19 protein-coding genes and 1 pseudogene are annotated in these 26,989 nt (G+C 55.1%); 3 read left to right on the plus strand and 17 right to left on the minus strand.

Going from position 1 to position 26,989, the window contains the following annotated elements; translation table 11 throughout:
* From guaA to HXY34_02100, 8 genes are all read right to left on the minus strand, one after another.
* Nucleotides 1-1,221: glutamine-hydrolyzing GMP synthase (guaA, locus tag HXY34_02065; GenBank protein ID NWF94904.1), on the minus strand; the 1,221-nt coding region annotated here is incomplete at its 3' end.
* Between the two features lie 10 nt (nucleotides 1,222-1,231).
* On the minus strand, nucleotides 1,232-1,333 hold the full coding sequence (locus HXY34_02070) for a hypothetical protein (protein ID NWF94905.1): 102 nt from the start codon (nucleotides 1,331-1,333) through the stop codon (nucleotides 1,232-1,234).
* A gap of 33 nt (nucleotides 1,334-1,366) precedes the next feature.
* Nucleotides 1,367-2,485 carry a phosphoribosylamine--glycine ligase gene (purD, locus tag HXY34_02075; protein ID NWF94906.1) on the minus strand — a complete coding sequence of 373 codons (1,119 nt, stop codon included), beginning with the start codon at nucleotides 2,483-2,485 and terminating at the stop codon, nucleotides 1,367-1,369.
* Complete coding sequence (purM, locus tag HXY34_02080) at nucleotides 2,482-3,927, minus strand: phosphoribosylformylglycinamidine cyclo-ligase (GenBank protein ID NWF94907.1); 1,446 nt, start codon at nucleotides 3,925-3,927, stop codon at nucleotides 2,482-2,484. The genes purD and purM overlap by 4 nt, the downstream gene beginning before the upstream one ends.
* Nucleotides 3,928-3,935: 8 nt before the next feature.
* Nucleotides 3,936-6,104 carry a phosphoribosylformylglycinamidine synthase subunit PurL gene (purL, locus tag HXY34_02085; protein ID NWF94908.1) on the minus strand — a complete coding sequence of 723 codons (2,169 nt, stop codon included), beginning with the start codon at nucleotides 6,102-6,104 and terminating at the stop codon, nucleotides 3,936-3,938.
* Nucleotides 6,098-6,793 carry a phosphoribosylformylglycinamidine synthase I gene (gene purQ / locus HXY34_02090; protein ID NWF94909.1) on the minus strand — a complete coding sequence of 232 codons (696 nt, stop codon included), beginning with the start codon at nucleotides 6,791-6,793 and terminating at the stop codon, nucleotides 6,098-6,100. The genes purL and purQ overlap by 7 nt, the downstream gene beginning before the upstream one ends.
* Before the next feature lies 1 nt (nucleotide 6,794).
* Entirely contained in the window at nucleotides 6,795-7,757 is a 963-nt protein-coding gene (locus HXY34_02095; GenBank protein ID NWF94910.1) for a phosphoribosylaminoimidazolesuccinocarboxamide synthase, read from the minus strand.
* A 61-nt stretch (nucleotides 7,758-7,818) separates the two neighbouring features.
* Nucleotides 7,819-8,892, minus strand: a complete 1,074-nt coding sequence (locus tag HXY34_02100; protein ID NWF94911.1) for a DUF1297 domain-containing protein — start codon at nucleotides 8,890-8,892, stop codon at nucleotides 7,819-7,821.
* A 228-nt stretch (nucleotides 8,893-9,120) separates the two neighbouring features.
* Between HXY34_02100 and HXY34_02105 the strand changes: the two genes are divergently transcribed.
* A complete protein-coding gene (locus HXY34_02105; GenBank protein NWF94912.1) occupies nucleotides 9,121-11,976 on the plus strand; it encodes a S8 family serine peptidase in 2,856 nt (951 codons plus the stop codon).
* A gap of 135 nt (nucleotides 11,977-12,111) precedes the next feature.
* Here the strand turns inward: HXY34_02105 and HXY34_02110 are convergent, their stop codons facing one another.
* The 5 genes from HXY34_02110 to HXY34_02130 all read right to left on the minus strand — a co-directional run bounded on the left by HXY34_02110 (nucleotide 12,112) and on the right by HXY34_02130 (nucleotide 16,419).
* Complete coding sequence (locus HXY34_02110; protein NWF94913.1) at nucleotides 12,112-12,342, minus strand: hypothetical protein; 231 nt, start codon at nucleotides 12,340-12,342, stop codon at nucleotides 12,112-12,114.
* Nucleotides 12,343-12,869: 527 nt separating this feature from the next.
* The gene (locus HXY34_02115; protein NWF94914.1) at nucleotides 12,870-13,823 is read right to left on the minus strand and encodes a formate--phosphoribosylaminoimidazolecarboxamide ligase; all 954 of its coding nucleotides are present in this window, start codon (nucleotides 13,821-13,823) and stop codon (nucleotides 12,870-12,872) included.
* Nucleotides 13,820-15,217 carry an amidophosphoribosyltransferase gene (locus HXY34_02120; protein ID NWF94915.1) on the minus strand — a complete coding sequence of 466 codons (1,398 nt, stop codon included), beginning with the start codon at nucleotides 15,215-15,217 and terminating at the stop codon, nucleotides 13,820-13,822. The genes HXY34_02115 and HXY34_02120 overlap by 4 nt, the downstream gene beginning before the upstream one ends.
* Nucleotides 15,218-15,223: 6 nt before the next feature.
* Nucleotides 15,224-15,829 carry a phosphoribosylglycinamide formyltransferase gene (locus HXY34_02125; protein NWF94916.1) on the minus strand — a complete coding sequence of 202 codons (606 nt, stop codon included), beginning with the start codon at nucleotides 15,827-15,829 and terminating at the stop codon, nucleotides 15,224-15,226.
* Nucleotides 15,830-15,882: 53 nt separating this feature from the next.
* Nucleotides 15,883-16,419: a hypothetical protein gene (locus tag HXY34_02130; GenBank protein NWF94917.1), complete on the minus strand. Its 537-nt coding sequence runs from the start codon at nucleotides 16,417-16,419 to the stop codon at nucleotides 15,883-15,885.
* A 141-nt stretch (nucleotides 16,420-16,560) separates the two neighbouring features.
* Here HXY34_02130 and HXY34_02135 point away from each other — a divergent pair.
* Nucleotides 16,561-17,706: pseudogene (locus HXY34_02135) on the plus strand (type 2 isopentenyl-diphosphate Delta-isomerase).
* On the opposite strand, the gene HXY34_02140 reads toward HXY34_02135, so the two are convergent.
* Nucleotides 17,698-19,104: a CoA-binding protein gene (locus HXY34_02140; GenBank protein ID NWF94918.1), complete on the minus strand. Its 1,407-nt coding sequence runs from the start codon at nucleotides 19,102-19,104 to the stop codon at nucleotides 17,698-17,700. The pseudogene HXY34_02135 and the gene HXY34_02140 overlap by 9 nt on opposite strands.
* Nucleotides 19,105-19,314: 210 nt before the next feature.
* Between HXY34_02140 and HXY34_02145 the strand changes: the two genes are divergently transcribed.
* Nucleotides 19,315-21,228: a M28 family peptidase gene (locus HXY34_02145; protein NWF94919.1), complete on the plus strand. Its 1,914-nt coding sequence runs from the start codon at nucleotides 19,315-19,317 to the stop codon at nucleotides 21,226-21,228.
* Nucleotides 21,229-21,244: 16 nt separating this feature from the next.
* Here HXY34_02145 and HXY34_02150 read toward each other — a convergent pair whose 3' ends face one another.
* Genes HXY34_02150 through HXY34_02160 form a run of 3 tightly spaced genes read right to left on the minus strand, consistent with a single transcriptional unit; the run spans nucleotide 21,245 to nucleotide 26,463 of the window.
* Nucleotides 21,245-22,372, minus strand: coding sequence for a hypothetical protein (locus tag HXY34_02150; GenBank protein ID NWF94920.1), 1,128 nt, complete (start codon nucleotides 22,370-22,372; stop codon nucleotides 21,245-21,247).
* Nucleotides 22,373-22,384: 12 nt separating this feature from the next.
* Nucleotides 22,385-23,770 (minus strand): hypothetical protein, encoded by a 1,386-nt coding sequence (locus HXY34_02155; protein NWF94921.1) that lies wholly within the window; start codon nucleotides 23,768-23,770, stop codon nucleotides 22,385-22,387.
* Nucleotides 23,771-23,784: 14 nt separating this feature from the next.
* Nucleotides 23,785-26,463: a hypothetical protein gene (locus HXY34_02160; GenBank protein ID NWF94922.1), complete on the minus strand. Its 2,679-nt coding sequence runs from the start codon at nucleotides 26,461-26,463 to the stop codon at nucleotides 23,785-23,787.
* Nucleotides 26,464-26,989 lie beyond the last annotated feature (526 nt).

Below are 26,989 nucleotides of genomic sequence, written 5' to 3' on the forward strand. Positions count from 1 at the left end.
ACCCATCCGTATGGCAAGTGATGGACCGGGGAATGGCTGCCTTCGTATCAGCTTGTCAGGTATGCCTAGAGCGGTGCCGAGCCGTCTCACTTCATCCTTGTATAGGTCCTTGAGTGGTTCTACAACTCTGAGCTTCATCCACTTGGGCAGTCTCACGTTGTGATGGCTCTTGATGACCGCCGTCGACTTTCCCGTAGCAGCACTCTCCACTCTGTCTGGATAGATGGTGCCCTGACCCAAGAAGTCGAACTGCCCGAACTTGGACTTCAGTTCACTGGCAGTGCGTTCAAAGACACGAATGAACGTCTCTCCGATGACGCGTCTCTTTTCTTCAGGGTCTTCTATTCCTTCAAGTGCGTGCAGGAACTCCTCTCCTGCATCGACAACGTAGAAGTGTGAGAAGTTCAGACCGCGATAGACTGATTCAACCTCTTCTCTCTCTCCCTCTCTCAGGAGTCCGTTGTCAACGAACACGCAGGCTAGCTGGTCACCTATGGCCCTCTGAAGGAGTGTGGCGGCCACGGTGGAGTCCACACCACCACTGGTCGCCATGATGACACGGCCATCTCCCACCTGCTTCCTGATCTCAACCAGGATGTCATCAATCATGCTCTCAGGATTGTACTCACCCAAGTAGCCGCAGATGTCCCGCAGGAATGCCCGCAGTACTTCGCGGCCGCGAGGCGTGTGTGTCACCTCGGGGTGGAATTGCACCCCATAGACCATTCCATCAACACTCGAATACGCTGACACATGGTCTTCGCCAGACACCGCGAGGGCCTTCAACGTGGGTGGAAGACTACGCACTTCGTCTCCATGACTCATCCACACCGTCTGCACTTGGTCAAGCCCTTTGAGTATCGAGCTACGATCGAGAATCCTAATCGTTGTGCTACCGTACTCCCTGTTCTCGCCCGACGTGAGTGCTGCACCATGGGCGACTGCCAACAACTGGTGACCGAAGCATATTCCGAGAACAGGCCTTCCTGTCTTCTTCAGTAGAGCGAGATTGTCCTGGAATACTTCCCCCAAGTCTTCCTTTGATACTGTCCGGGGGCCACCAGAGAGTATGACCCCCTTTACCCCATCCATGTCAGTAGCTGCGAGACTGGCGTTTTGGGGGACTATCTCTGAGTACACGCCAAGTTCTCTGCACCTGCGCGCAATCAGATGCGTGTACTGACCCCCATAGTCAACCACAATCACTCTCTCTCTGCTCACTGCACATCACCTAGAGACTTGCTGCGATGTCTGAACGGTAACGGACCCTGCCTGTTATTGCCTTCACGCCAGAGTATGCCCTCCTACGCGCCTCTGGGACATCGTCTCCCAAACCGAGCACGGCGAAGGCCCTGCTGGCGGTGGTTTAGATCCGACCATCTCTCTCATACACGGACGCCATGTAGATCTCAGCATCGTCCGTTCTCGTCACTTCAACAGGCTGGTCCTTCACTGTGTTCTCGCCAGGGTATCCCTCCGGGACGACGTAGACACACACAGTCGCTCTCTTCTCGAAGGTTGGCTGGCGGACAGAGTTGTCTATCACTCCCTGACACACCGAGTCCATAGCATCACCAATGAGAGACAGTACGTTGACTGCCTCGGGGTCTCCAAAGCGTGCATTGTACTCCACGACTCTGACCCCATCAACCGTCCTCATGAACTGACCATAGAGGACGCCCTTGTACGACTGACCGGTCTGGGCCTTGATCTCTCTCACGGTGCTCATCATGATACTCGCCGCGCTCTTCAAGTCGGTGTCCGTCACGTATGGCAAGAGGTGGTCTGGTGTGGAGTAGGACCCCATTGAACCCGTATTGGGACCACGGTCGCCACCATATGCTCTCTTGTAGTCCCGCACGAGGGGCATCGTGTGAACACGCGCGCCATCTACGAATGCTTGGACCGTGAACTCTGCACCGACAAGTCTCTCTTCGAGCAGGACGCGACCTTCTCTCTTCAACAGCTCGAGACAGTAGGAGTGGACGTCTCGTTCTGACTCGAAGTGCTCGCCGTAGATTCGGACTCCTTTTCCCCCGGTCAGACCATCGGGCTTGACCACCAGTCGATTGAGGCCGATGTCTCTCGTCGCGCTGCGGAACTCGTCCTCATTTGTGACCACCCTGAACACGGGATTCGCTTGCGGAGCCGCCTTGGCCAGAAGGGTTCTGGCCCAGACCTTGCTGGTCTCTATCTGTGCCGGTGTCTTGCAGGGCCCGACACACGGTATTCCTCTCTTCTCCAGCTGGTCACAGAACCCTGCTGCCAGTGACACCTCCGGACCAATCACGGCATAGTCAACACCAGCGAGGTCCGGCAACCGGCTCGGGTCGTTGAGTGGACCGACGATGACCTTGGCCGCAAGAGCAGCGATTCCCGGGTTCAGTCTGTCCATGTATGTCCAGAGTGTCACGTCGGACCGTTTCAGTGCTGCGGCTATTGCATGTTCTCTAGCTCCACTGCCCACAAGCAGGACTCTTGTCATGAGATTACAACCCCGTGAGGCTCGATGTACACACTCGCCTTCTGTGCCTCTTCCACCTTCCCAATCTCCATGGTCGGGTCAAGCTTGCTCAGGATGTCAATCGCCCTGTCCCTCTCCTTCTTGGGTACCACTACAACCAAGCCTACGCCCATGTTGAATGTGCTGTACATGTCTGCCCAGCTGACCCGGCCTTCAAGCAGTATAGTCTCGAATATCGGTGGCGTCTCGGGAAGCGCTGTGATGTGGAATCTGGCTTTCTTGAGTCGCAGTATCTTCCTGAATCCGGTGCCGGTGATGTGAGCAATGCCGTGAACGTCCACTCCTGCTTCTTTGAGGGCTTTGAAGTGCTTGACGTAGATACGGGTTGGTTTGAGCATCTCGTGGCCCAGTGTGACGCCCCATGGCATCATCTCGTCCAGTCTCGTCTTGGGCAGGAGGACCTTGCGTGCAAGAGTGTACCCGTTCGAGTGAAGACCATTGGATGCCACCCCGAGCATGATGTCGCCCGGCTCGACCGCGCGTCCGTCTATGATCTCTGACGGCTTCACCACACCTACTGCCGTTCCGGCAAGGTCGAAGACATCCTCACCGACCCCCTTTATGATCTCAGGCATCACTGCGGTCTCTCCGCCTAGGATGGGGATTCCGCACTCCTGGCAGCCGGCCAGTAGACCCGTGCCTATCTGTTCGAGGATTCTCTGCGGCAGGGGTCTTGCAACCGCGAGGTAGTCGACGAAGCCCACGGGCGTGGCTCCAATGCATATCAGGTCGTTGACGTTCATTGCCACACAGTCCTGGCCGATGGTGTCGTACCTGTCCGCAGCCTGCGCCACCAGGACCTTGCTCCCTACACCATCAGTTGTCAGGGCTATACACAGGTCATCGCTGATCTTGACGGTGTTGGCATAGTGACCAAAGTCTTGAGTGACATTGCATCCCTTGAAAGACTCCCTCACGAACTTGGAGATCATCTCAAGACCTGCGGACACTATCTCTTCGTCCACTCCAGCCTGCGCATATGTGTGAGGAATCGCAGTCTTTTTCGCGGGTTCCTTGTGCTCAACCCCGATTATCCTCGCAGCAAGATACGCTGCGTTCTGGCCGTTATCGATTCCCACTGTCGCCACAGGGGTTCCTTTCGGCATCTGTACTATTGACAGAAGCGCATCGAGTCCTCCCAATGCCGAAGACACTGGGACTCCAATCACAGGCTTGTTGGTGTATGCGGCCACCACGCCCGGCAGAGCTGCCGCCAGGCCAGCAATGGCAATTATGACCCTTGCCTCTGCTGCCTCGACAATCGCTCTCACCTTCTCTGGTTCACGATGTGCCGACGCATATTCGACTGTGAATGTCACACCAAGCTCTCTGAGCACGTCTGTGGTCTTGGTCACCACACTCTCGTCACTCTTGCTGCCAGCTACTACAAGCACCTGTACCAACTGCACATTCACTCCATGTGTTTCCTCAGGCCGTCGCGGAATCTGTGCCTTGCTGAATCGAGAGGGACTTGGAAGTGTCCGAAGTCTGCAACAGCCTCCCGGACGGTCAGTCCCAGTGCGCAGACTTCGACACTGTTCTCTCTCATGATTCTGACGAACTCCGGCTGGTGTCGTATTGGCACCTCCGCCAGATACCTTGCCGATGACTCCGAGAGAAGCACCTGCCCGATGCTCTTGCACGAACCGGGGACTCTATCAAGCGAGACCCTGAAACCGAATTCACTGTTCATCAGCATCTTCATGAGTGCGACCGCAAGTCCTCCTCTTCCAACATTGTTGGAGGACCTTATCAATCCCATCCTGTGTGCCGCCAGCATGGCTCTCATTGCACGTGCCTCTGCGACAGGCCTGTACTTGGGAGGCACACCGCTGACCCGTCCCATTGCCAGTCTCTGGTACTCTGTTCCGTTCAGCTCGGGGTCGGTCTCTCCGACCAGAAGGATGCTGGCCCCCGGTTCACAGAGATCTCGTCTGACAGGCGGTCGTTCGCCATGCAGCACTCCTGCAATCAGAATCTGAGGTGTAGGGTTGATTCTCCGGGTTGTCCCCGCCACCTGTGACTCGTTGTAGAACGAGACATTGCCGCCCACCACAGGAATCTTGAGGTCATGAGAGAAGCGACCCAGACCCCTCACAGCCTCAACGAACTGCCAGTACGACTCGGGCACCTCCGGATTCCCGAAGTTGAGACAGTCCGCAATGAAGACGGGTTCTGCCCCCACTGCAACTATGTTCCTGAGGGACTCCGCAGCTGAGTTGGCTGCACCAGTGTTCGGGTCCAGAAGGCACCAGAAGGAGTTGCAGTCGCTCTTGACGGCCACTCTCTTCGTGGGCGTTATCTCAATCACCCCCGCATTGTCACCCGGTTCAATCACAGTGTTGGATTGCACATGTTGATCATACTGACCGTACACCCATGAGCGGTCACATATGTTGATCGACCCGAGGAGCGAGAGTATGACATCCGCCATGTCCGCGGGCTCGGTGAACCAGTCGATGGACTGCGTCTGAGGGGGAAGGGGAGCCTCGGTCCGTGTGGGGAGTGGAAAGCCCTCGACAAGAAGTGACACCGGCAATCTGGCCCTGACCTCGCCTCTCTCGAGTACTGTGTAGTAGTGGTCATCAGTGACCCGACCGACCACGGCATGAGGTGTGTCGTTCTCTTCCAGGACCTCAAGCACCCGTTCCAGTTTCTCCGGGGCCACAACCACCATCATTCGTTCCTGTGACTCCGAGATGACAATCTCCCTGGCCGTCATGCCTTGCTCCCGAAGCGGTACGCGGTCCACATCAATCACAACACCCGTGCCGCCCCGGTGGGCCAGTTCGCCCGCGCACGATGTGAGACCGCCGCCACCGAAGTCCTGCATGCCTTCGATGAGACTCTCCTCAATGAGCACCTCAAGTACATCTAGCACGACCTTCTTTGAGAGCGGGTCTCCTATCTGGATCGCACCCCTGTTCTCCTGTTCGGTGTCGCTGAATGTCTCCGATGCAAAGCTGACTCCTGCAATGCCGTCACGGCCTGTGGTAGAACCGAACATGACGAGAAGATGTCCGGGTGTCTTGGCAGCGCTCCGGACTATCTTGTCCGGCCTTATTGTGCCTATGCAGATGACGTTGACAAGGCAGTTGTTGTCGTATGACGGGTCAAACTCGATCTCTCCCCCAACAGTCGGTATCCCAACGCTGTTCCCGTAGTCGGAGATTCCCCTGACAACTCTCTCGAGCAGGTATGCGTTCTTTGGATTGGTGGGCATACCGAACCTCAGACAGTTCATCAACGCCACTGCTCTGCATCCCTGTGATACGACGTCACGGATTATGCCACCCACGCCAGTGGCCGCACCGTTGTAGGGGTCCACCTGGCTGGGATGATTGTGACTCTCCATGTGCACTCCGAGAAGGACTCCGTCCCCGATGTCGACCAGTCCCGCTCCTTCGCCAGGTCCGAGCACGACTCGTTCTCCTTGTGTGTTGAACAGATGGAACCATCTCTTGCTGCTCTTGTAGGAGCAGTGTTCCGACCACAGCACATCCAGCATCGCGGTCTCCACCTCGTTCGGTGTTCTTCCCAAGACCCGCGTGGCGTGTGCTAGCTCCTCCTCGGTTAGCATAGGCATGCCTCCACAAAGTTCTCGAGTATTCTCATTCCGTCAGTTGAGCCCAGCTGTTTGCGGGATGCTCTCTCAGGATGCGGCATCATGCCCATGACATTGCCCTGTGCGTTGATGACGCCCGCGATAGAGTGGACTGATCCATTGGGATTGGCCTCGTCCACCACCTCGCCATCTCTGTTACAGTATCTGAAGACAACTCTCTCTGACCGGGTCAGTCTCCGAAGCTCCTCGGCATCACAGTGGTAGTTACCTTCCCCATGAGCTATTGGCAGCCTGATGATAGCATCCTCCAAGCCTCTGGTGAACATCGAGCTCCGACTTGACACACGCAGATGCACCCAGCGACACACGAAGCGCGCTGACTCATTTGGTAACAGCACCCCGGGAAGAAGACCGGCCTCGGCAAGTATCTGAAAACCGTTGCATATGCCGAGCACAGGCCTGCCCTCCGCAGCGGCATCTCTGATGCCATCCATTACTTCGGCCGCAGCCGCGACCGCTCCCGCACGCAGATAGTCCCCGTACGAGAAACCTCCCGGTATGACAATGCCCGTGGCTTCCTTCAGAGCATGTGGCCCCTGATGACTTGTGACAAGATATGCCCTCACTCCGGGTATCGCAGAGAGTGCCTGCAGGATGTCCTTCTCATTGTTTGTGCCGGGAAACCTCAGGACAGCTATTGGCAACCTATCCCAACCTCACACGGCTCCTTTCCGCGATGGGGTTTGCCAGGAGCCTCATGTTCATCTCCCTCAGCTGTGCCAGAACCGTCGAGTTCAGTGGGCCTCTGAGGGTCATGTCAAAGACCTTCCCCATTCTCACTTCCGCTACAGAGGAGAATCCCAGCCGGAGCAGCGCCTTTCTCGCCACCTCTCCCGGTGGGTTCTTTATCCCCTCCTTGGGCATCACGACTATGGTGACTCTCTCCTCCCGCAAATTGACCTTTGACGGGTCCGCTTCCTTCAGCCGCTCCAGCATCGTCCGATATGCCTCGACAACATCACCTCTGTCTTCACGAAAGATGTCCTTGTCCAGGGAACCTGTGACATCCCAGACGCGCATGGTGTCACCAGACACCTCGTCTGCCACCAGTACTTGTCCATCCTCTGTCTTGCCGAACTCGAGCTTGAAGTCTACTAGCCTGAGTCCAACCTGGTCGAAGAGCTGCGAGACGTAGTAGTTCACACTCAGAGTGACCCGCCGCATGAACTCGATTTCCTCTTCTGTGGCAAGCCCAAGTCGGACCACTGCGCCCTCGGTGATGAGTGGATCGTGTAGTCTGTCATCCTTGAGAAAGAACTCCACAAGTGGCTGTGACAGCGGGCGTCCCTTCTCCAGCCCATACCTCCTGCAGAAGGAGCCAGCGGCAATGTTGCGACAGACCGCTTCCACAGGGAATATGGTCACTCTCTTGCAGAGGACTCGCCTCTCGTCAAGGCGCCGAATCAGATGCGTGTCAATCCCCTTTGATGCAATGTAGCCGAGAAGGAGCTCAGTGGTCGCGCATGCAACTGCTCCCTTTCCCTCAAGCACTTCCCGCTTCGCACCATCACCAGCAGTGATTGCGTCTGTGAACTCGATAATGATGTTGTCTCGTGAATCTGGGTCGCTGTAGACCTTCTTCACTTTCCCTTCGCGAATCAGACTCATCCGTTCCTCACCGGACTGGCCGCAGAGCGTTGGGTGTCCCGCTTGGATGACACCTTAAGAACTATGTGGAGGCGTCAGAGAGTCTTCCAGAGTGTACAGCAGCCTCAATGTCAGCCATGCATAGGTCAAGTGGTGTGTGGACATCGCGCTTCAGCTTCAGCGAGAGTCTTCTCATCTCTGGGCTTGTCGGACCGACACAGGGAGCACCAGGCACCCGCGGACTCAGGTCGAAGACGACAAACTCCGACTCTTCGTTCAGTGCACCTTGGAGCGAGAAGAGACCTATCATCTTCGGTGGGAAGTGCCTCTTGACAGCGGCGAGAAACTTCTCTGCAGCGTCGTAGACTAGGGGCTTCTTGCTCTCGCGCATCGTCACGCCTCTGTGTCCGACCTCCTCGTTCATCGGAGTGAGCTCTATCCTGAGCTGGTCGCGTGCGGGAAGATTGAGGAGCCCACTCAGGCTGGTCTGAATCCGGTCATCGAATCCCACGAAGTCGAGCTCTCCGAACTGGTCACTCATCGCGTACGCCTGGAAGTTCGCATTGAATCTGGGCGCCACAATGAACTCCTCAATCGTAGACTTTGCGAGATCCTCGGCAGTGACCACACCCTTCGCAACCATAGTCCTGCTCTGTGACTCATAGTCGTCTGGCGATGTGACATAGAAGAATGCCCTCTCCAAAGGTCGGTTCTTCTGTTGGACTTTCACGATTGCCAACCGGTCTATGGTGTCTGGCTTGAATGCCCTCGGGGTTCGAATCCCGGCTTCCCGCAAGAGCCAGTACTGATCCCTTGGCATGTTTCGCTCCTCGACTCTCAGGAGTGCGCGGTTTCCGTAGATTGGGACTTGGAACTTGGACTCAATCGTGTCATATCCCACATATACGGAGAAGGACCGGTTCGGTATCCAGAGGGTGTTCAGCTCGAGGAGCCTCTCCTGGACCTCTTCCGAGGCCATGTCTCTGAACTTGTCGACCATGATCACATGATCGAAGAGATGACGGTTGTAGTGCGTGTAGAGACGGTCCCTCCCCTTCTCACAGACCACCACTGTCTCAAAGCCGTTGGACTTGGCAGCGATACCTATCTCTTCTGCACTGTGCGAACCTATGGTCCCGATGGTTGGAAGCTTCATCCTCAATGCCTCGTGTCCGTCGTTCCATGTTCTGTTTCTAAGTCTTGCTGCAGAGTCGACGTGGATGTCAAGTCAGCGGTATTCGAGGGGGCGACGAGAGTCACCTCATCGGCATGACTTATTCTCGTCAAGCTCTTCCAGAAATGGAAACAGCAGAACCTTATAACCGGCCGAGTCCTTCGAATAGTCACCGCAAGGGGATGACGAGGTATGAAGTGCACGCTCCTAATGGTCTTCTTGGTTGTATCGTCACTGGTCATTGCCAATCCGATGTCACCGCAACAGACGACTTCGAACGCGCCGATACCTGCGGATGCGAGTCCAACGGTGCAGGTAGTCGACAAGGGAGAGAAAATCATGTTCAGCGCAAGGTTCGCGAGGGATCTGACTGCGCTTGAGGTTGAATCTTACCGTGCGCTGGGACTTGACTTTGGAGAGGCTCCACGCAGCATAGGCTCGGTCTACATAGTCGAGGCATCGGAAGTGGCGCTTTCGGGTCTCAGGAACGACGCTCTCTTTGAGAGCGCTCAACCCCTCACCAACCAGCACTATCAGATTCCACGTGATGTGTCCGCGCAAGAGACCTACGCTAGAGTTGCATGGAATCTCAGAGACTACAGTGGTAGCAACATCACCGGGAAGAACATCATGATTGCGGATCTAGACACTGGAGTGCAGTGGAGACATCCGGACCTGTTGTTTGCTGATGGAGGGGTGTACTACTGGTTGGATGTCAACACGAACACAGTCTTCGATAACGGCACAGATGGGATTGATGGGAACGGGAATGGCATAATCTCACCAAATGAGACCCTCTACTCAATTGACACAGACAAGAACAGTGCTTTCGACCTTCAGTACGACTGGCTATGGATGGACAATGGAACAGTGAGTGGAGCCATCGACGACCTCGATTCATTCTTCATCGTGAATGACACAAACTCGAACTCGGCTTTCAATCCAAGTGACACACTCGTCGGGCTGAAGACTCCCAAGACCAAATACATCGTGGAGAAGAGCGGGGGCAACATTCAGGTGTGGGACCGTGATGCCAACTTCACATCCTGCACTTCGTATGACGTTGATGGACACGGCACCGGGGTCGCTGGCATCCTCAACGGAGGGCACTTGGGTTACAGCAGACGCTTTGTGGGGGTGGCTCCAGATGCGGAGCTCATGGCCATCGACATCTTTGGCTCGAACGGTCTGACGGTGGAGGAAGGTCTCATCTGGGCGAGGGATCACGGAGCGGATGTCATACTGGTAGAAGTGGGTTCGTGGACATTCGAGTTCCTTGATGGTTCCAGTAATGCAGAGGTCATGATTGACACGCTCAGGAGTCAAGGAATCCCTGTAGTTGTCCCGGCTGGGAACTTGGGTGGAGCAAAGCGGCACACAAACTCGGCAATCACTGGCAACTTGACACTCAGCACTCAGTTCAAGCTACCAAGTGGCCTTGGGGCAAACAATGTCTATATTACGATTCTCAGCGACAAGCCTGTAGACAAGGGTTCTTTGATTGTCGTTGAGCCGACCTCATCAGGGGCACTTGCTCACTTGGTAAATCTGGGAGTCGGATATGGCAATTGGGCGACAACTCAAACCGCGAATTTCACAGCGTACGCCTTCATAGCGAACTCAACTCGAGCCGGCAACCACATGATTGCAGTCCAGCTCTTCGGAACCATCATGGACACCTTGACATGGTCCGTTGACATGGCACTGCCGACAAGTGGAAACCTGCACTTCTACATCTCCGATGACGCCAGTTCTTGGAGCGGCGGAGCTGAATGGGTCTCACCCACAAACACACACCTGATAACTTGGCCGTCCACTGCAGACTGTGCGATATCTGTCGGGTCCTACATGTCCCGAAATCTCTGGGCGCCCGGCTATGGGTGGATTGCCCCCTATTCAGCTGTAGGGCCCAGAGTGGACGGAAACCCGAAGATCTCTGTGGCGGCCCCGGGTGGCTGGGATGTGCTGTCCACATGGTCAAACGACTCAGCCTGGGCGAGCTGGATGACGGGAGTCGGCGGCCTCCCTCTTTACCCCATGTTCGGAGGGTATCAGCTCTTCTCCGGCACGTCGGCGGCAGGACCCCACGTTGCTGGTGCCGCAGCTCTGATTCTCCAAGTGCGTCCTGACTGTGGTAGCCACGTCAAGGACCTGGTTGAATTCTCGGCCTACCAGGACGGATTCACTGGTCCGTTGTTCAAATACCCTGCGCTGCCAAGCTCGAACGTCTGGGGTTATGGTAAACTGAATGTGTCCGCTGCAGTTGAGGAGGCGATGAGAATGCCAGTAGTCCATGACATCACGAGGTCACCGACGAGTCCACAGTATTCAGACACGGTGACGGTCACCGCGAATGTGACTGGCGTGGACTACGTACGCTTCGAGTGGACTCCCGACAGCTGGGCAACACACCATGTATCCAACATGACCCTCACAGCTGGGCTCTATGTTGCCACTATTCCTGCACACCAGTACAACATGCAGATTGACTACGTGGTTCGTCCGGTGAACACGTCTGTGGTTGTTGCGATGGCATTCTGGCAGGCATACACGGTCAATGACACGACACCGCCGACAATACTCTCGTTCTGGCACAATGCGACTGCCACAGTTGTAGAGCCGACATGGGTCACTGTGGCTGCTGCAGCGACAGAACCAGTCAATGCCTCTGGGGTCTGGGCGGCGGACATCGAGTACACAGTGAACAACTGGGCTGCAACCAACATCATTACCATGCAGTACAACGGAAGCCACTACCTGGGGACCCTGACTCCTTTGCCAGCTCCCCTTACTGTGAGATTTCGAGTCGCTGTCTATGACGCTGTGGGCAATCGCAATGTGACGGCTGAAGTTGCGTATGTCATCCAGCAGCCTGCAACTACCACAACTACCACAACTACCACAACTACCGCAACTACCACGCCAACCACCACGTCCACTACGACCACAACTCCAGGAGCGGCAACGTGGATTCTGGACTGGATAATGACGAACAAGATGGTATTGGCTGCTGTCGGGGCAGCGCTCGTGTTGATACTCGTGGTTGCGCGCAGAAGGAGGAGCTGATCCACCATCTGTTGACCAGGCACCGCTGCAACAGGGCATGGATGTGTCTTCTTCGTTTCTCCACCGCGTACAGGGGATAGGCTGACGCAGACAACGTCACCAACCTTCATTCGAACCATCACATCTGAACAGCTTCTACTCTAGGTGCTCAAGTAAGTCTTCCATACCTGTTTCTGCACGGTCTCTGTCTTCGTCTGTGAGAGGCAGACTAATATCGAAAGGCCCTGTTGCTTTCAGTCTGAAATCCACCCCCTCTTCAACTTCAGCCATCATGTCGAGTGCGCAGTCGCGCAAGAGCTGCTCAAGCTGACTCACCTGTTCGCTTGTTAGTATGCGCCGCTCAGATGCGGCATTGGCGGTCAGCATCACAGCATCAGGAAGGCAGTCAAGTCAAGAGATAGCACAAGACAGGCCTTGGCATGACTCTCTAGATTGTCTTTCTCTGAATCTACTGCCATGCGGTCTAGGTTCTTGAGACTCTCGCGGGATTGCGACAATGCCTCGTCCGTACTAAGGGTGATGTATTGAAGCCACATGACCACGATCTGACCAGTTCTCGTCCTGAGGTTCCGACCGATGTCACCTTCAAGGAGATCCTCATAGTGTTGGAGACTGTGACAACTATTGAACGTCAACAAGAGCGAATGGCACGATGGATGGTGTTGCAGCCAATTTCGTAGTTTCCCACTTCCTAGTAGAATCATCGTGGGGAATGTGCTGCTTGCCAGCGGCCATCACGCGATTCTCTTTGGCCGAAGAAATGGTCAGTTGACTCTACGGATTGACTGCGTGAGTCACGTGGTTGAAGGCTGAAAGGTCCTCCCTACTAGACTTGGCCTGTCATTGATGCATACCGCGTCAGCTGATTCGCAGTGGTCGCAGATGACTTCGAGTCACAGTGTGGCCTCATCCAGTTGACCTGCTTTCTGGAGCTCTCTGATCTCGATTGCAATGCGTCGTCCCATCCAGACGGGCTCGCCGAACTGAAGGTAGGAGTAGGGTGACGAAGGAATCCAGACATTGGTCCCGGCGACAATGCGGCCGCTGAACTCGAAGGTGTACACTCTCTGTTCCCTGTCGATTATGGTCTCCAGACAGAAGGGTCCGGGGAGTGCTTGGTCGGTGAGTCGCTTGAAGGCCTTGACGAAGTCGAGCCCCATCTGGTAGTAGTCTGCCAGCGTGGACTCTCTGAGTACGACGGGCAGGTTTCCAATGACCACGAAACTCGGCTCGTCATCAAAGCGAAGGTTAGCGTCCGCATCTGTCTCGTAGCGCACGTCCGCTCCGAAGACCTCAAGGCGCTTCCTTGCGAGGGAGTTGAAGTAGGTGACGAATACCTTCGTTCCGACAATGTACTTCTGAATACTGTACCGTTCGGACCGATTGACCTTGGCATCAAACTCCTGCCGGTCTCTTGCTATGAAGTAGCCCTTGCCGCCAGCCGCGCCGTACGACTTCACAATCACCGGTCCGTCAGCTTCGTCGATGGTCGAGAACTCGGGAGGTATAGTCAAGCCGGCCTCTCTCATCAGTCGTGACTTGAGTTGTCTGTCCTCTTCCCATCTGAGAAGTTCGCGGTTGCCAAACATGCGCATGTTGGACTTCAGGATTCTTGAGGCTCCCAGATACGCAACGAACGACCCATGCGGGATCATCACGACGTCTGACAGGTCGAGGTCAAGGATATCGTCGAAGGTGTTGACGATGACCAGTGAGTCGCCCAGTCCGAACGACTGGTAGAAGTCCTTCCTCTTGGGTGTACAGAACAGGAGTGTCTCGAATCCCTCGGCTCTGGCACCTGAGATTATGTTGAGTGCGCTGTGACTCGCTATGGTCCCTATCTTCATCCGACTATCCTCTCATAGTCTCGTCCTGTGCAAGACTCTCCACTCTGCGCGGCCACCTGTCTTATCCATCGGGCGTGTTCTGTAGGATACCTGCCGTCGAGGCAGGCGAGGCAGTTGTCCCTCATCCCGATTGCATTGACAAGACTATCCATGTCCTGGTAGATGACTGCATCCGCATCGATGAACTCCCGTATCTTCTCAAGGTCCTTTTCTGAGGCGATAAGCTCTCGCGACGTTGAGATGTCTATGCCATAGTAACAGGGGTGGTTCTGAGGCGGACACGTCACGGCAAAATAGACCTTGCGTGCACCACGCTTTCTCAAGTCTGCGACAATCATCTTGGCAGTGGTCCCTCTGACGATGCTGTCGTCCACAACAAGCAGGTCTCTCCCGCGTATCTTGTCCTCCAGGTAGAGGTACTTGTGACGCGCCATGGCATCCCGGTCTTTCTGGCTCCGTGCAATGAAAGTCCTCCCGAGATAGCGGTTCTTGAGAATGATCTCACGCATTGGGACTTTGAGTTCTTCTGCGAGAGCCTGTGCAGCAGGTCGGCTTGTGTCGGGTACCGGGACCACATAGTCCGGGTCAGGGAAACCCCTTCTCTTGAACAGCCTGGCAAGTGCGCGACCGAGTCTGAACCGGACATCGTAGACAAGTTGTGACTCCATTCTTGATGCGGGGTTTGCGAAGTAGACGTACTCAAAGAAGCAGTGTGAGTGAGTGGAGCTTTGGGAGATGGAATGAGACTCCATTGACCCATCGGGTCGGAATATTATCAGTTCGCCCGGATAGACATCCCGTTCCAAGGTCAACCCTGCCATGTCCAAGACTATGCTCTCCGATGCGATGACAGTGTGCGTTGCGTTTCGGCCAAAGACCAGGGGCTTGAAGCCTCTCGGGTCGCGGTAGGCGAACAGGTTGTCACCGTGAAGGCCTACGAGGCTGTACGCTCCGTCGAAGTCAGTGTCCAAGCGTCTGAAGGCTTCAGGTAGACTGTTTCCTGTCTCTTGCATCTTCAGCTGGAGCATGTCCGCTATGAATTCCGCATCGCAGTCATACCTCTTCCTCGAGTGCACCTGGACATTTGTGATGTTTCCATTGTGGGTGACGGCGATGTCTCCCTTGGGGAACGGTCCGACGAAAGTGTCGAGCTCGGCCTCGGACACGACCTGTCGGCCCGACGTTGGGTACCTTGTGCTCCCAAGAACAATGTCAGCCTGCCCCTCGGGAACATCAATCTCCGCAGGACTTCCCATTGCCTTTGCCGATGACATGACTCCGTGGGTCTGCCACAGAAGGCCCGATGCGTCTTGGCCCCTATGCGTCAGAAGAAGCAGTAGCTCTCTGGCTTCTCTGAGGTTGTATCCACCCATTATGCCTAGTACTCCGCACATATGCGCTCATTCCTCCACCAAGACCCTTCTGCCTTGAAGGCGCAGTCGATCTTGACAGAAGAGTCTGACACTTCTCACCAGTATCTTGTGTTCCTCGATCAGTATTCGTTCCGCGAGGGTCTCTTCGGTGTCGTCATTCATCACTGGTACGGATGTCTGAAGAATAATCGGCCCTGCGTCCATGTCGAGGTCAACGAAGTGAGTTGTGCAGCCTGTGATCTTGACGCCGTACTCCAAGGCCTGCTTCTGCGCATCAACGCCCTTGAATGCAGGAAGAAGCGAGGGATGGATGTTGATTATGCGGTTCTTGTATGCATCCACAAGTACCGATGTGAGTATGCGCATGTAGCCTGCAAGCACCACAAGGTCAACGTTGCACTCTCGCAGTAGCTCTACCACCCGCCTGTCGTGGTCCTCCCTCTCGGGATAGTCCAGCTTCGTGACGACTTCTGTTCTTATGCCTGCTTTGGTGGCCCTCTCAAGACCCAGCGCGTTGCTCTTGTTACTGATGACAATCACTATCTCCCCTCCCAGATTGTCCTCGGCCTGTGCGTCGATTAGTGCCTGCAGGTTGGTTCCGCGTCCCGAGATGAGGACACCGATGCGCTTCATGCTTGGCAACCGAATTACCACCGGTTATATGACTATCTACTATCTGTGTATGACTAGAGGAACTCTCTTGCGATGATTCCAAAGAAGGTCCCCGCAAGTGAAGCAAACACAATGAAGACAAAGTAGGCTGCTGAGACTCCTAGCCCTGTTAAGAAGAACTCCGCAATCCCCACATCTGGGACTGCAATACCGGGGGAGATCAGGAATAGCATGAAGATGATGACGAAGAAGACTCCTGTGAGAATGGCACAGACAAGTGCTCTGCCTGTCTGGGGGATGGTCATCCCGATAGGCACTGCAGCAACCATCGGGATTACAAAAAAGTAGAGTGCTTCCAACGGTAGCGTGTTTGTCGTGATTGCGGCGAAGAGCCCTGCATCGAAGAGCGCTACAAGGAACGGCATCATCAATGACAGGATTAGGTCCCGTGACTCCTCCCTCATTGGCACACCCAGCAACGTGACCACTGTCACTCCCGCCTTCTTTCTAACAGGTTCTTGGCGACTTGGCAACGGGGCATAGAAACCCTTCGGTTCCTCCGCCTGTGTGCGGTCCGCGGGTTCTGCCCGAACCCTCTCGTCCTCGTCCATTCTGCTCACCAGTCAAGTACGTCTGAGGATGTCGGACCTGGGGAAGTTGGATAAAGGCTTCGCATCGAGCAACCAGCGTCGTGATGGACCAAAACTGCTATTACAGCAACATGGCTCTATCATCAGAGCGTGATGTTTCCAATGGCACGTGGTATCTCAAAGCGACAGCCTCTGTTTGACACTGAGGCGGATGAGGCCGGAAGGACAACAAGAAGAAAAATCGAGCACATTGAGATATGCCTTCAGGAGGACGTCCAATGCCGGAGGTCCACAATGCTGGAAGAGGTGTCACTGATTCATCAGGCTCTTCCCGAGGTCGACAAGAATGAGATTGATCTGACAACCAACTTCCTCGGTCTCCGCGCCAATGCTCCGCTCATGATTGCAGCAATGACTGGTGGCCATCCTTAGACATTGGAGATCAACCGGCGTCTTGCTGAGGCGGCAGAGACCCTGCACCTGCCTATCGGTGTGGGCAGCCAGAGGGCCGCAGTGGAAGACCCGTCACTGGCTGACACATTCAAGGTGGTACGTGACACGGCACCCTCGGTCCCTGTCATAGCAAACATAGGTGCCACGCACATGTCTGCTGCGCGTGAGGCTGTGGAGATGATTGATGCTGACGTGCTTGCGGTTCATCTTAACCCTCTACAGGAGGCAATCCAGCCAGAGGGTGACTGCAACTCAAGAGGCTTCCTAGACAACATTGCCGAGATAATGGACATCGTCGATGTGCCAGTGATGGTCAAGGAGACTGGCGCGGGAATCTCTGCTGAGACTGCTCGGAGGCTTGAGGCTATAGAGGTTGATGCTGTCGATGTAGGAGGCGTGGGTGGTACGAGCTGGGCCGCAGTAGAGTACTACAGAGCTCTTCGCGAGGGCGATGACATCAAGGCGCAGCTTGGTCTTGAGTTCTGGGACTGGGGTATTCCGACAGCACTCAGCGTGATGATGGTTCGCAGCGCGTGTGATCTTCCCATTGTTGCCACTGGCGGAATCCGGACTGGGCTCGATGTGGCAAAGGCAGTCAGTCTTGGTGCCATGGCCGCGGGTGTCGCCTTCCCTGTGCTTCGTCCTGCCGTGACAGGCAAGGCAAAGGACGTCATACTGGAGCTCCAGCACATAATGGAGGGTCTGAGGGTGGCAATGTACCTCACTGGCTGCGAGACCGTCGCAGAATTGAGCGAACGTCCTCTCCTGCTCTCACCGGACCTCGTGCAAACGCTCGAGAACCTCGAGATTGACCCCGCTCAGTTCATGCGCGGGGCATCCGAGAGACTAGAGTAAGCCGATTCTCCTGAGATACTCGGTCCGTCGATAGATTCCATTGAGCATTTGGACTGCCTCCTCGATGGTATCACCGACTGGTATGCCGTTGATCTCGAAGCCCCTGATGATTATCTCATACTTTTCTAGGTCCGGCACGTACGCGACGACTGTCTTGTCATGTCTCTTGGCTACGTTTGCGACCCTTGCACCTATCTGGAGTGTGACCCCCGGGGCATATGGCAGGAGCAGAAGCAGGGCTGCATCAATCCTCGGGCACTGCAGCATCCTGTCCAACACTCTCTCGAAGTCGGTGTCACTCGCCGATCCCGTCAGGTCGACAGGATTCCTGAAGGACGCTATCGATTGGTACTCCGGAGTCATTGCAGCCCGCATGTATTCCTGCTCCTGTTCTGAGAAAGGTGGGAATTGTATTCCATACTGGACCGCCTCGTCGGAGGCTATCACGCCGTGTCCTCCGCTGACAGACATCGTTCCCACATTGACACTCTTCATGGGTCGGAAGGGGAAAGAGAATACCTTCGAGTACGCCATGACCTCGTCTTCATCATTGGCTTCAATCACGCCGCACTGCCTGAAGGCCGCAGATGTGATGGCTCTGTCACCAGCAAGAGAGGACGTGTGACTCTGTGCCGCTCTCACAGCGGCCTCCGACTGTCCGCCCTTGAGGACGATGACCGGTTTCTTCTGGGTCACCCTCTGACAAGCATCTACGAACTTACGCCCTTCTCCTGCTGCAAACCCCTCAAGGTATGCGACAATCACCTTCACATCTTTCTGCTGGCCAAAGTACGTGATGAAGTCCGTCACTGTTGTCTGTGCAGAGTTGCCTATCGAGATTGCAGCCGCAATCCCGAGGTCCCTGCTTGCAAACTCCTCGAGGCGTTCCACAAGCCAGCCTCCACTCTGAGAAATGATGGCTACTGATCCCGGTCGTGACCTTGCCACACGCTCAGAGGGCAAGAAGAAGGTGTCAAGCTGCCCTGGTACAAAGACTCCAATGCAGTTGGGTCCTACCATCGTGATGTCATACTTGGCGGCAATCTGAACGATGTCCTGCTGAAGCGACTGGCCTGACTCGCCAACCTCGCTGAACCCTCCTGAGACGACAATGACTGCCTTGATTCCCTTCTCCCCACACTCGGTGAGGACACTGGGCACAAAGCGAGCGGCAACAGAGATGACCGCTAGGTCAATGTCATTGGGTGCCTCAGAGATTGAACGATAGGCTGGGATGCCTTCGATGACACCCCCCTTCGGATTGATGGGGTATGTCTTCAGTCCGTTCTCAAAGGCAAGCTTCCTGAATATCACGTTGCCCGGAGAGAACGGGTTTGATGTGGACACACCAACAACCGCAGTGACCTTCGGGCTCAGCATGGTGTTCAAGTGTATCATGTCCATCCCACTCTGGCAGTGCGTGCGTGATGCATTCGTCCTTATATCCGTGCGCCCTATGTGGGTCCAAGTGGTCACTTGGCGTCACACTCTGCAGGTTCGATGTGTCCTTTCGGTTTCGCGGGTTTCCGGATACATCGTCGTGTAATGGCGTTGGAGAAGGCGTGGTTCATTAGGTTTATGTCCCTGCGCCATTGATGGCGTTGACGGATGTTAGGAGTGACTCGACATACCGTTGCCATTGTGTTGGCCGTCTTCCTTCTGATTCCGTGCGTACCCGTACAGTCACTACCGTCATTGTCGGACACGGGGTTCATAGCATCTCATACAGATGTCTATAACACTGAGTTGGCACGCGAAGCCTATGAAACCGTGTCCTCGTCTTACTTGGTGCAGACGATTAGAGAACTGTCTGACAGGGGTCCGCGACCCTACCTCTCTGATAACAACGAGGGAATTCGTGATTGGATAGTGTCCCGGCTAAGTGTCCTGAGCGGGGGGGCAATCACAACTGAGGTGGTTGGTGACCGTCAGAGTATCATCGGCACGTTGCACGGCACAATGGAAACGCCCGCTCCCGCTGTGATGATAGGCTGCCACTATGATTCCGTGTCAGTATCGCCTGGGGCCAACGACGATGGAAGTGGTGTTGCAGCAACCTTGGAGCTCGCACGGGTACTGTCGAAGCACCAGTGGCCTCTTGACATCCTGTTCTGTTTCTGGAACGCTGAAGAACTAGGACTACTCGGGAGTGGAGAGATGGCCCCCGTGTTCCTTGAGAAGGAGGTGGACATCCTCGTCCACTTCAACATCGATATGCTCCTTGTTGAGAATCGCAACCTTCCTCCGGATGAACGAGTCTGGGTGATGTACAACTCGGGCGGCGGCACTCTGTTTCAAGACGCGCAGTACTGGGCCGAGCTACTCAGAGCTCTGTCATTCAACTTCGGGCAGAACATCTTGAGCCCCGTGCAGCACAGCTCATTTCTGTACTGGGCATATTCAGACCACTACTCGTTCGCCCGGTTGGGTTACAAGCCTATCGTTTTCATTTCTGAATCAGGGCTGTACGAGGACACAGCCTATCACACTTCGGATGATACATGGGACAACAGACTGTACAACTACACACTCGAAGCGCGCTCCGTGTCGGCTGTGGCAGCAGCAATCGCATTCGTACTCAGCCGCGTTCCTGACCAACCTACGCGAGAGAGATACCATGTCACGTTAGGACCCGGCGGCAGCGTGAAGAAGATGATTGTCTCAACAATGCCGACAAGTCTCTTGTTGACCATTCGAGCAGTACCTGATGTCACCCTCTCGTTCTCTCTCGAGGGACCCGGCTTGACTTACCTGTTGGCCACCGAGTCCTACACTACGGGAGACACGACTTGCATGTGTCACATGCCTAGTGTCGGTGTCTATACGCTCACGGTCGAAGGCGAGGACGAAATCACAGGACCTGTGGATCTCGATATAGAGTTCGAGTACGAGAGCGACATTCAGGGGAACGGCATTCCCGATAGCCAAGAGTGGTGGGTCAGCGACTTTCTCATCGACAGCGACAACGACTCGCTCTCTGATGGTCGCGAGGAGATAGCTGGCTACAACAGGTATGATCCAGACACGGACCACGATATGCTGAACGACTACGACGAGCAGTTCGTCTGGAAGACTCGAGTGATGAACCCTGATAGTGACTTCGACTTGTTGCCTGACGGTTGGGAGGTCCGCTACGGACTTGACCCGTTGCATGCTGAGACCGTGGATGACCCTGACGGGGATGCATTGACCAATGTGGACGAGTTGAAGCACGGCACGCATCCGCTCGTAAGCGATACGGACTCTGACGGTATGCCGGATGGATTCGAGGTTGATAACGACCTTGATCCTCTGGCCGATGACTCATCATTTGACCCGGACAATGACTGGGCGACGAACTTGGAAGAGTACCTTCGCGGAACCCGTGCTCATCAGTTTGACCTTCAGTTTCCGAGCCCGTTTGCTGTGCTGCTCATCGTTGCTGGGGGCGCAGTACTTCCAGTGGCTGCTTTGGCTTTACATGTCCGCAGGAAACGACTACCCCTTCAGCCAACGCAGAACAGAGATGGCAGTGGCCCGTGACCATCCTCGCTAGCTCCTATGGCTTCATCTCTGCGAGTATGGCCTGAAGCCTTGGCTCAGCAAGCACTGCGTGCTGGAGCTTGCACAGCAGCTTGACAGTTTCGGCACAAATGACCTGCCTCGGGACATCTGTCACGCTCAACGCCTCCTGCAGGGTCTCTTGGCACTGCTGATAGATTCTCTTTATCAGCCGTTTCTCAAGTTCTGGCCCACCCCATCCGAAGCCGTCCAGGGCATTCTGGGCTTCCGCTATCTTGTCTGCAAGTATCACTTCCTTGCCGCTAAGCAGCTCCTCGAGCCCGTGGTAATACTTGGAGACCGCCCTCTCGACTCGGTCTATCTCTGAAGGCTCAAGCGTGGACTCTTGGTTCCGATACTTGAGTAGGTCTTGAAGGAGTCTTGCGCCAGGTGCTTCCGTGAGGAGCACTCTGACAATCTTCGCGACTATCTGTCCCGGCACCTCGACTGCATCACCAAAGTGGGCAGACTCCGAACGATAGCGATGGACTTCTTTTAGCACCTCGAGCCAGAAGACGGGAAGCAGAATATGTGCCTGATTCCTCTTCTGTTGAATGATGTGCTGTGTCTGGCTTATCAGACCAAACTCATCGTCTTCTATCTCAACCTTCTTGAAGGGCTCGGGGCGAGGTAGTTCCGGCGCCTTGACTAGCGGCACGAGGTCGCTCTGAGAGGAGGGGGCCTGCTCCGTGCCAGTCCCGGGCGTGGAAACGGCTTCCTGTGCGGCTACTGCCGGAGCAGCTGCACTCGCGGTGACCGCTCGAGTCACCTGACTGGCAGCCTTTGGACTGCCTTCGAGAATAGAGATGATCTCCTGCGCCGCCCCGCTGCGTTCCACCTCCTTGGCCCTCTGTGACACCCGAGGAAGAAGGCTCTCAAGCTGAGACAGGCGCTTTACGATGAGACTCAGTATGTTTGATGTGGACGGAGGGATTCCGTTCGCATTGATGGTCTCTTCGAGCCAGACTCTGGTCTTGGTCAGTGCCTGGATGAGGCTGTCGACCTTGTCGGGGTCAATCACTCCCTCTGCCTGAGTGCTGAGCACGAAGTGAATCAGCGTGGAGTTCAGAGTCTCCACTAGGAGCAGCTTGTCAATCAGATCTTCCTGCCTGAATGGTTGTGCCATTCCTAGACCCCCTCACTCCAGGACACCGCCTGACTCCATGTAGTATGAGAACAGCTCTCTGAAGTCGTTGATGGCGTTGACCAGTTCCTTTCGGGTCGTGCCTTTCGACCTCATGAACCATGACTGCTTCAGTGGCGATGGACCGCTATGCAAGTTGACCAGCTGTGTTGCCTCATTGATGAGCTGTACCAGCTCGGGTATCTTGGGTAGACCGAGAAGCACGAGTAGGTTGGCCGGTGAGTCCGGACGGTCGTACTGCACATAGCATGGTGTGATTGCTGCTCCAGGAGCGATGAACTTGTCAAGCGCCTCTTTCAGGTGCATCCCGTACTCCGCCTTGGATATGTGTTTGGGGCCACTAAAGACATAGTAGACGCTCTCGGCATTGGGCTCATCACCAACGTCGGCATAGGAGCACTCTCTGACCGCGTAGTCGATCATGGTCCTCAGCTGGCGCGGCATACTTCCCGCATCGGGTATTATTCCCACATCCTTGTAGAGTGCTGGCACCACTATCGGGTCGAGCTTGCGGGCGTAGTCTGCAAGGTCGGTTGTTGGAAACACGTCCTTATGAGGCTCGTACACACCTGGCGAGAGCATTGCTTCTATCACGTCGAGTGCGAGCGGGTTCACCAGCTCCACGAAAGCCTGTTCTGTTCTGTGTTCCAGTTCGCCCGCTTCGTCAATCGTGGATGGGACCATCTGCTCAATGGAGCCGATGTTTGCGATGTCGACGTTGAGCTCTCGCTGAAGGTAGTCAACCGTGTCCGCGCGCCTTGATTGAAGAATCCGCTTCAGCATGGTCCTGTTACTCAGAAGGATGGTCAGGTCCGCACCGCGCTCCTGTAGCTGGGCACGGAGAAGCTTGGACACTGCCCAGATTGAGTTGAGCGCCTCACTGGACTGTCCCTCGAAGGGCAGTATGCCAACGACATAGACGAAGATGCGGCGTCCTTCCTCCTCCTGAAACCTCTGCTTGAGCAGCTCGATGATAGCTGGGGTGCCTCCGCATCCGGTACCACCACCAAGGCTGGTGAAGACGCAGAACCCGGACACTCCCTCAAAGCCCAGATTGCTGAGCTGGTCGAAGATGATGTCCTTTGACTCCATCATTGCGTTGTAGCCGTCCATGAAGCGACCACCGACACCAATCTCACTTGTTCCGTAGAGCATTGTGTTCTCCTTTGGAATCTCATACTTCTGACGGACCTTAGTGAGGTCTGTCCTGTCGGTGTTCATCAGAAGATACCCTCTGACGCGCGACGGAAGCCGCTTGTCCGCACTTGCCTTCAGATAGCTACCAACTATGTTGGAGCCACACTCACCAATTCCTATCGCGAAGAGCTCTGCAGCCTTGGCTGTGTCGTCTCCTCCTTCTCGTGGCTGACCTCTGATCATTGTCCTGTGCTCCTTCACTTCTTCATTGATGCCGCAATCTCACGGACCGCCCATATCAGATATGAGCTTATGTCCTCTCTGCTGTATGTCTCCCTGATCTTCTTGGACACGTCCTCGAGGAACTTCTCCCTTATGTCTGCAGAGGCACTCGGACTGAAGCCTGCCATGTACACAGGAATCGTCTTGTGCCAGGTGTCCATCTTCTGTGCCTTGTCCAGCCACCCCTCTCTGAGCTGCTTCAACTCATTGTACAGCGACAGAGCCTCGTCCAAGAGCTTGACGCCTTTGAGCGAGGTCTCTACAGCTTGCATCCGATCCAGATCGTAGATGAGTCGGCTGAAGTCCTTCGGATGATGCTCGTAGACTCTCTCGATTGTCGTGTAGTACTGACTGCGCTCACGCAGCATCTTGGCGTAAACTTCTCCATCTTTCAATGCCATGTTCTTGATGACCGAGACCATCTCCTCTTGGATGTTGGCGAGGGTCAGGCACACGTCGAGGGCGTCATACACATGCTTGGACTGCTTTGCAAGCTGTGTCGGCACTGTCTCAATCAGCTGGTTGAGCCTTGACACGAAGTCTGACATTCCCTTGTTCTCAAAGATTGAGATTGCTCCTTTCAGCTGCACATATGCTTGGTCCGCTCGGGCCCGTATCTTCTTGTGAAGCGACTCGGACACAGTGATGTTCATCAGTTTGTCAAACATGTCTGCCGCGTCCTCGAGCTCCTGAGGCGGAGTTGTCTTCATGTCTGCAAGAGTCTCGACTTCTTTGTCAACATCGACGCCGACTTCTCTTGCACGGGTGAGAGACGTGTGCAGTCTTGTCACCTCACTCTCAAGACGCTCAATTATGGTGTGACTGATCTTACGCTCGTAGAGCTCTATCATCTTGCGTGCCAGCTGCGGCAGCGTGAAGACCGTTTCTGCAGCAACTCCAATGGAGTTCAATTCTGCGATGCCCTCTTGAACCTCAGAGGGAATCTCGACTCCTGCGCCCATGAGTTTGGCCGCCGCGAGTCGGATCTTGACGCCCAGACGGTACCTGAGGTTCTCTAGGGACTCTTTGGCCTTGAGGATGATCGAGTCCTTGATGGTCTTCATCTCAAGACGAATCTGGCCGAAGTCATCCATCTTCTTGATTCGGTCTGCCGCATCTTCAAGGTCAACGACTATGGGCATGAATATCTCCGCATATGCGGGCTTGATCGTCTGAAGGTCCTCGACAATAGCATCAATCTCCTGCAAGCACGCGCTTCGAAAGGTGGCGACCCCACTCTCGACAGCGCCCCTTAGGCTACCCAGTGACTGCAATAGGTAGACAAGACCCCCTTCCAAGTCCTCCACCTTCGGTGCCTTCTTGCTGAGCTGAGCGTAGTCAAGCACACGGTCTGCTGAGCTTGCGAGCTCTTGGAATCGGGTAATGTACTGCTTGATCACCTCGGTCACATGCTGCTTCGCCGTGTCCCGCATGGTCTTGGCCTTCAGATACAGCGCGACTAGGGTGTCAATGTCCGCCTTCGATAGTGTCTCCTTGGAGGTGGCAAGGAACTGTCTGGTCCCGACCACATCTCTGATACCCGTGTCATCAGGTGCGTCGGTGGCAATCTCAAGTTCTTCCAGTATCTCTTCGACCCTGTCCCTGAGAGCAAGTCGCACCTGACTGTCCCACTCCACCATCCTAGAGTATGAAGATAGTAGCATCGCGACATCCATGTTCTCCACTGAGACTACAGGTGCCTGAGGTATCACATCTGCTGTGGTCGGAATTCCGCCTGCCACAATCTTCTGGGTGATCTCATGCTTCATGTTGATGATCTTGTCACGGAGGACGTTGGACATCTGCTGTCTTGCAGCCTGATACTGGCTCTCCAGTGCAACAAGAGTTGTCAGGTTGGTCGCGCCGGACGCCTCCCTTGCAAGTACTCTCAGCTTCTGAGAGAAGTCCATTGGCAGGTCCAGTCCCAGACGGGTGGCAGTCTCGACTGATGCCTGCAGTCCCTCTATGCCCGATATGAGTGACACACCAAGCATTCTGCTGACTTCGTCCTTTCTGCCATCTAGGTACGTCCTCTCTGCCTTCAGCTTGGCTTCAGTTGTCAGCAGGTCCTGCAGCGACAGGTGTGATATGTCGTCGTTTGAGATGGTTGTCGCCACCTCGCTTCTGTCTATCGTGACATACCGCTCATACGTTTCAACAATCCGCTTGTTCTCATCCAGCAGCGACTTGGTCTCTCTGAGCACATCCATTCGCAGACTGACATGCTTCTTGGAGAACAGGTCTGCAAACTCGAAGAGCGTTGCAGCATCCTTTGAGTCGCCCGCCGCCACGGAGGGGAAGGCGATAGACGACAGAGTCTTCGCCTCTGCAGGCTTGGACTCCTGAAGCTTGGGCAAGAGGGTCATCATCTCTCGGTGCTCCTTCCTCATCAGGTCTGCCATGTCCCTTATCGCCCTCATGAAGTCCTGCTGCAGCTCGCCACCTATCTTCTCAACCCTCTGCTGGACCTTTCGCTTCTTCAAGACTGAGGCGGCATTGAGTTCTGCCTCCGCCTTGCTGAGTTCTGCGAACACATCTTGCAGGTGACGGACTATCCTGTCAGTCTGTTCCTGAAGTGAAGGGTTGATTGAAATCAACATTCTCTGTATCTCTGCTGCTCGGTCGAGTTCTCTGCGCCACTGAAGAGCGTCCAAATGCGTGCCTCCTGTGTTTTTGGCGAACTGCTTAGAGTGTTCTGCTTTAAGTCTGTTCCGCGTGTAGTTGTCGGTTCGCAAGTAGTCCTCTCAGTCGTACTTTTATGCAGGACATGAAAAGGGACACGCACGCTTTGCTTAATTGCGCACAAGACAAGACGTGGTCAGAATGGCGCCCACATCTGGATCCAAGGCGGACTCGCTGCCCGTGAGCCTAGAGAATTCGGTGACCTTGGATGCCGACGCTAGTCATATCACCACAGACTCGGATTTCATCTACGCTGCATGTCGTGACATGCGGGTACGAGTCTGGTCGAAGGCAAACTTGGAACTTGTGAGCACGCTCGGGGAGACCTCGACACCACCTCTTGCAGTGCATGTTGACTCGTCTGATGTCTATGCCACTTGTGACCGCCGGGTCTATGTCTGGAAGAAACGTAGCTGGGGAATGATTGGTTGGTTCGAGCTTACCTACCCAGCATTGACATCGACTTTGCGTGGGGATTCTCTGTATGTCGGGTCGCGG

This window comes from Candidatus Thorarchaeota archaeon (assembly GCA_013388835.1).
Lineage (GTDB): Archaea > Asgardarchaeota > Thorarchaeia > Thorarchaeales > Thorarchaeaceae > JACAEL01.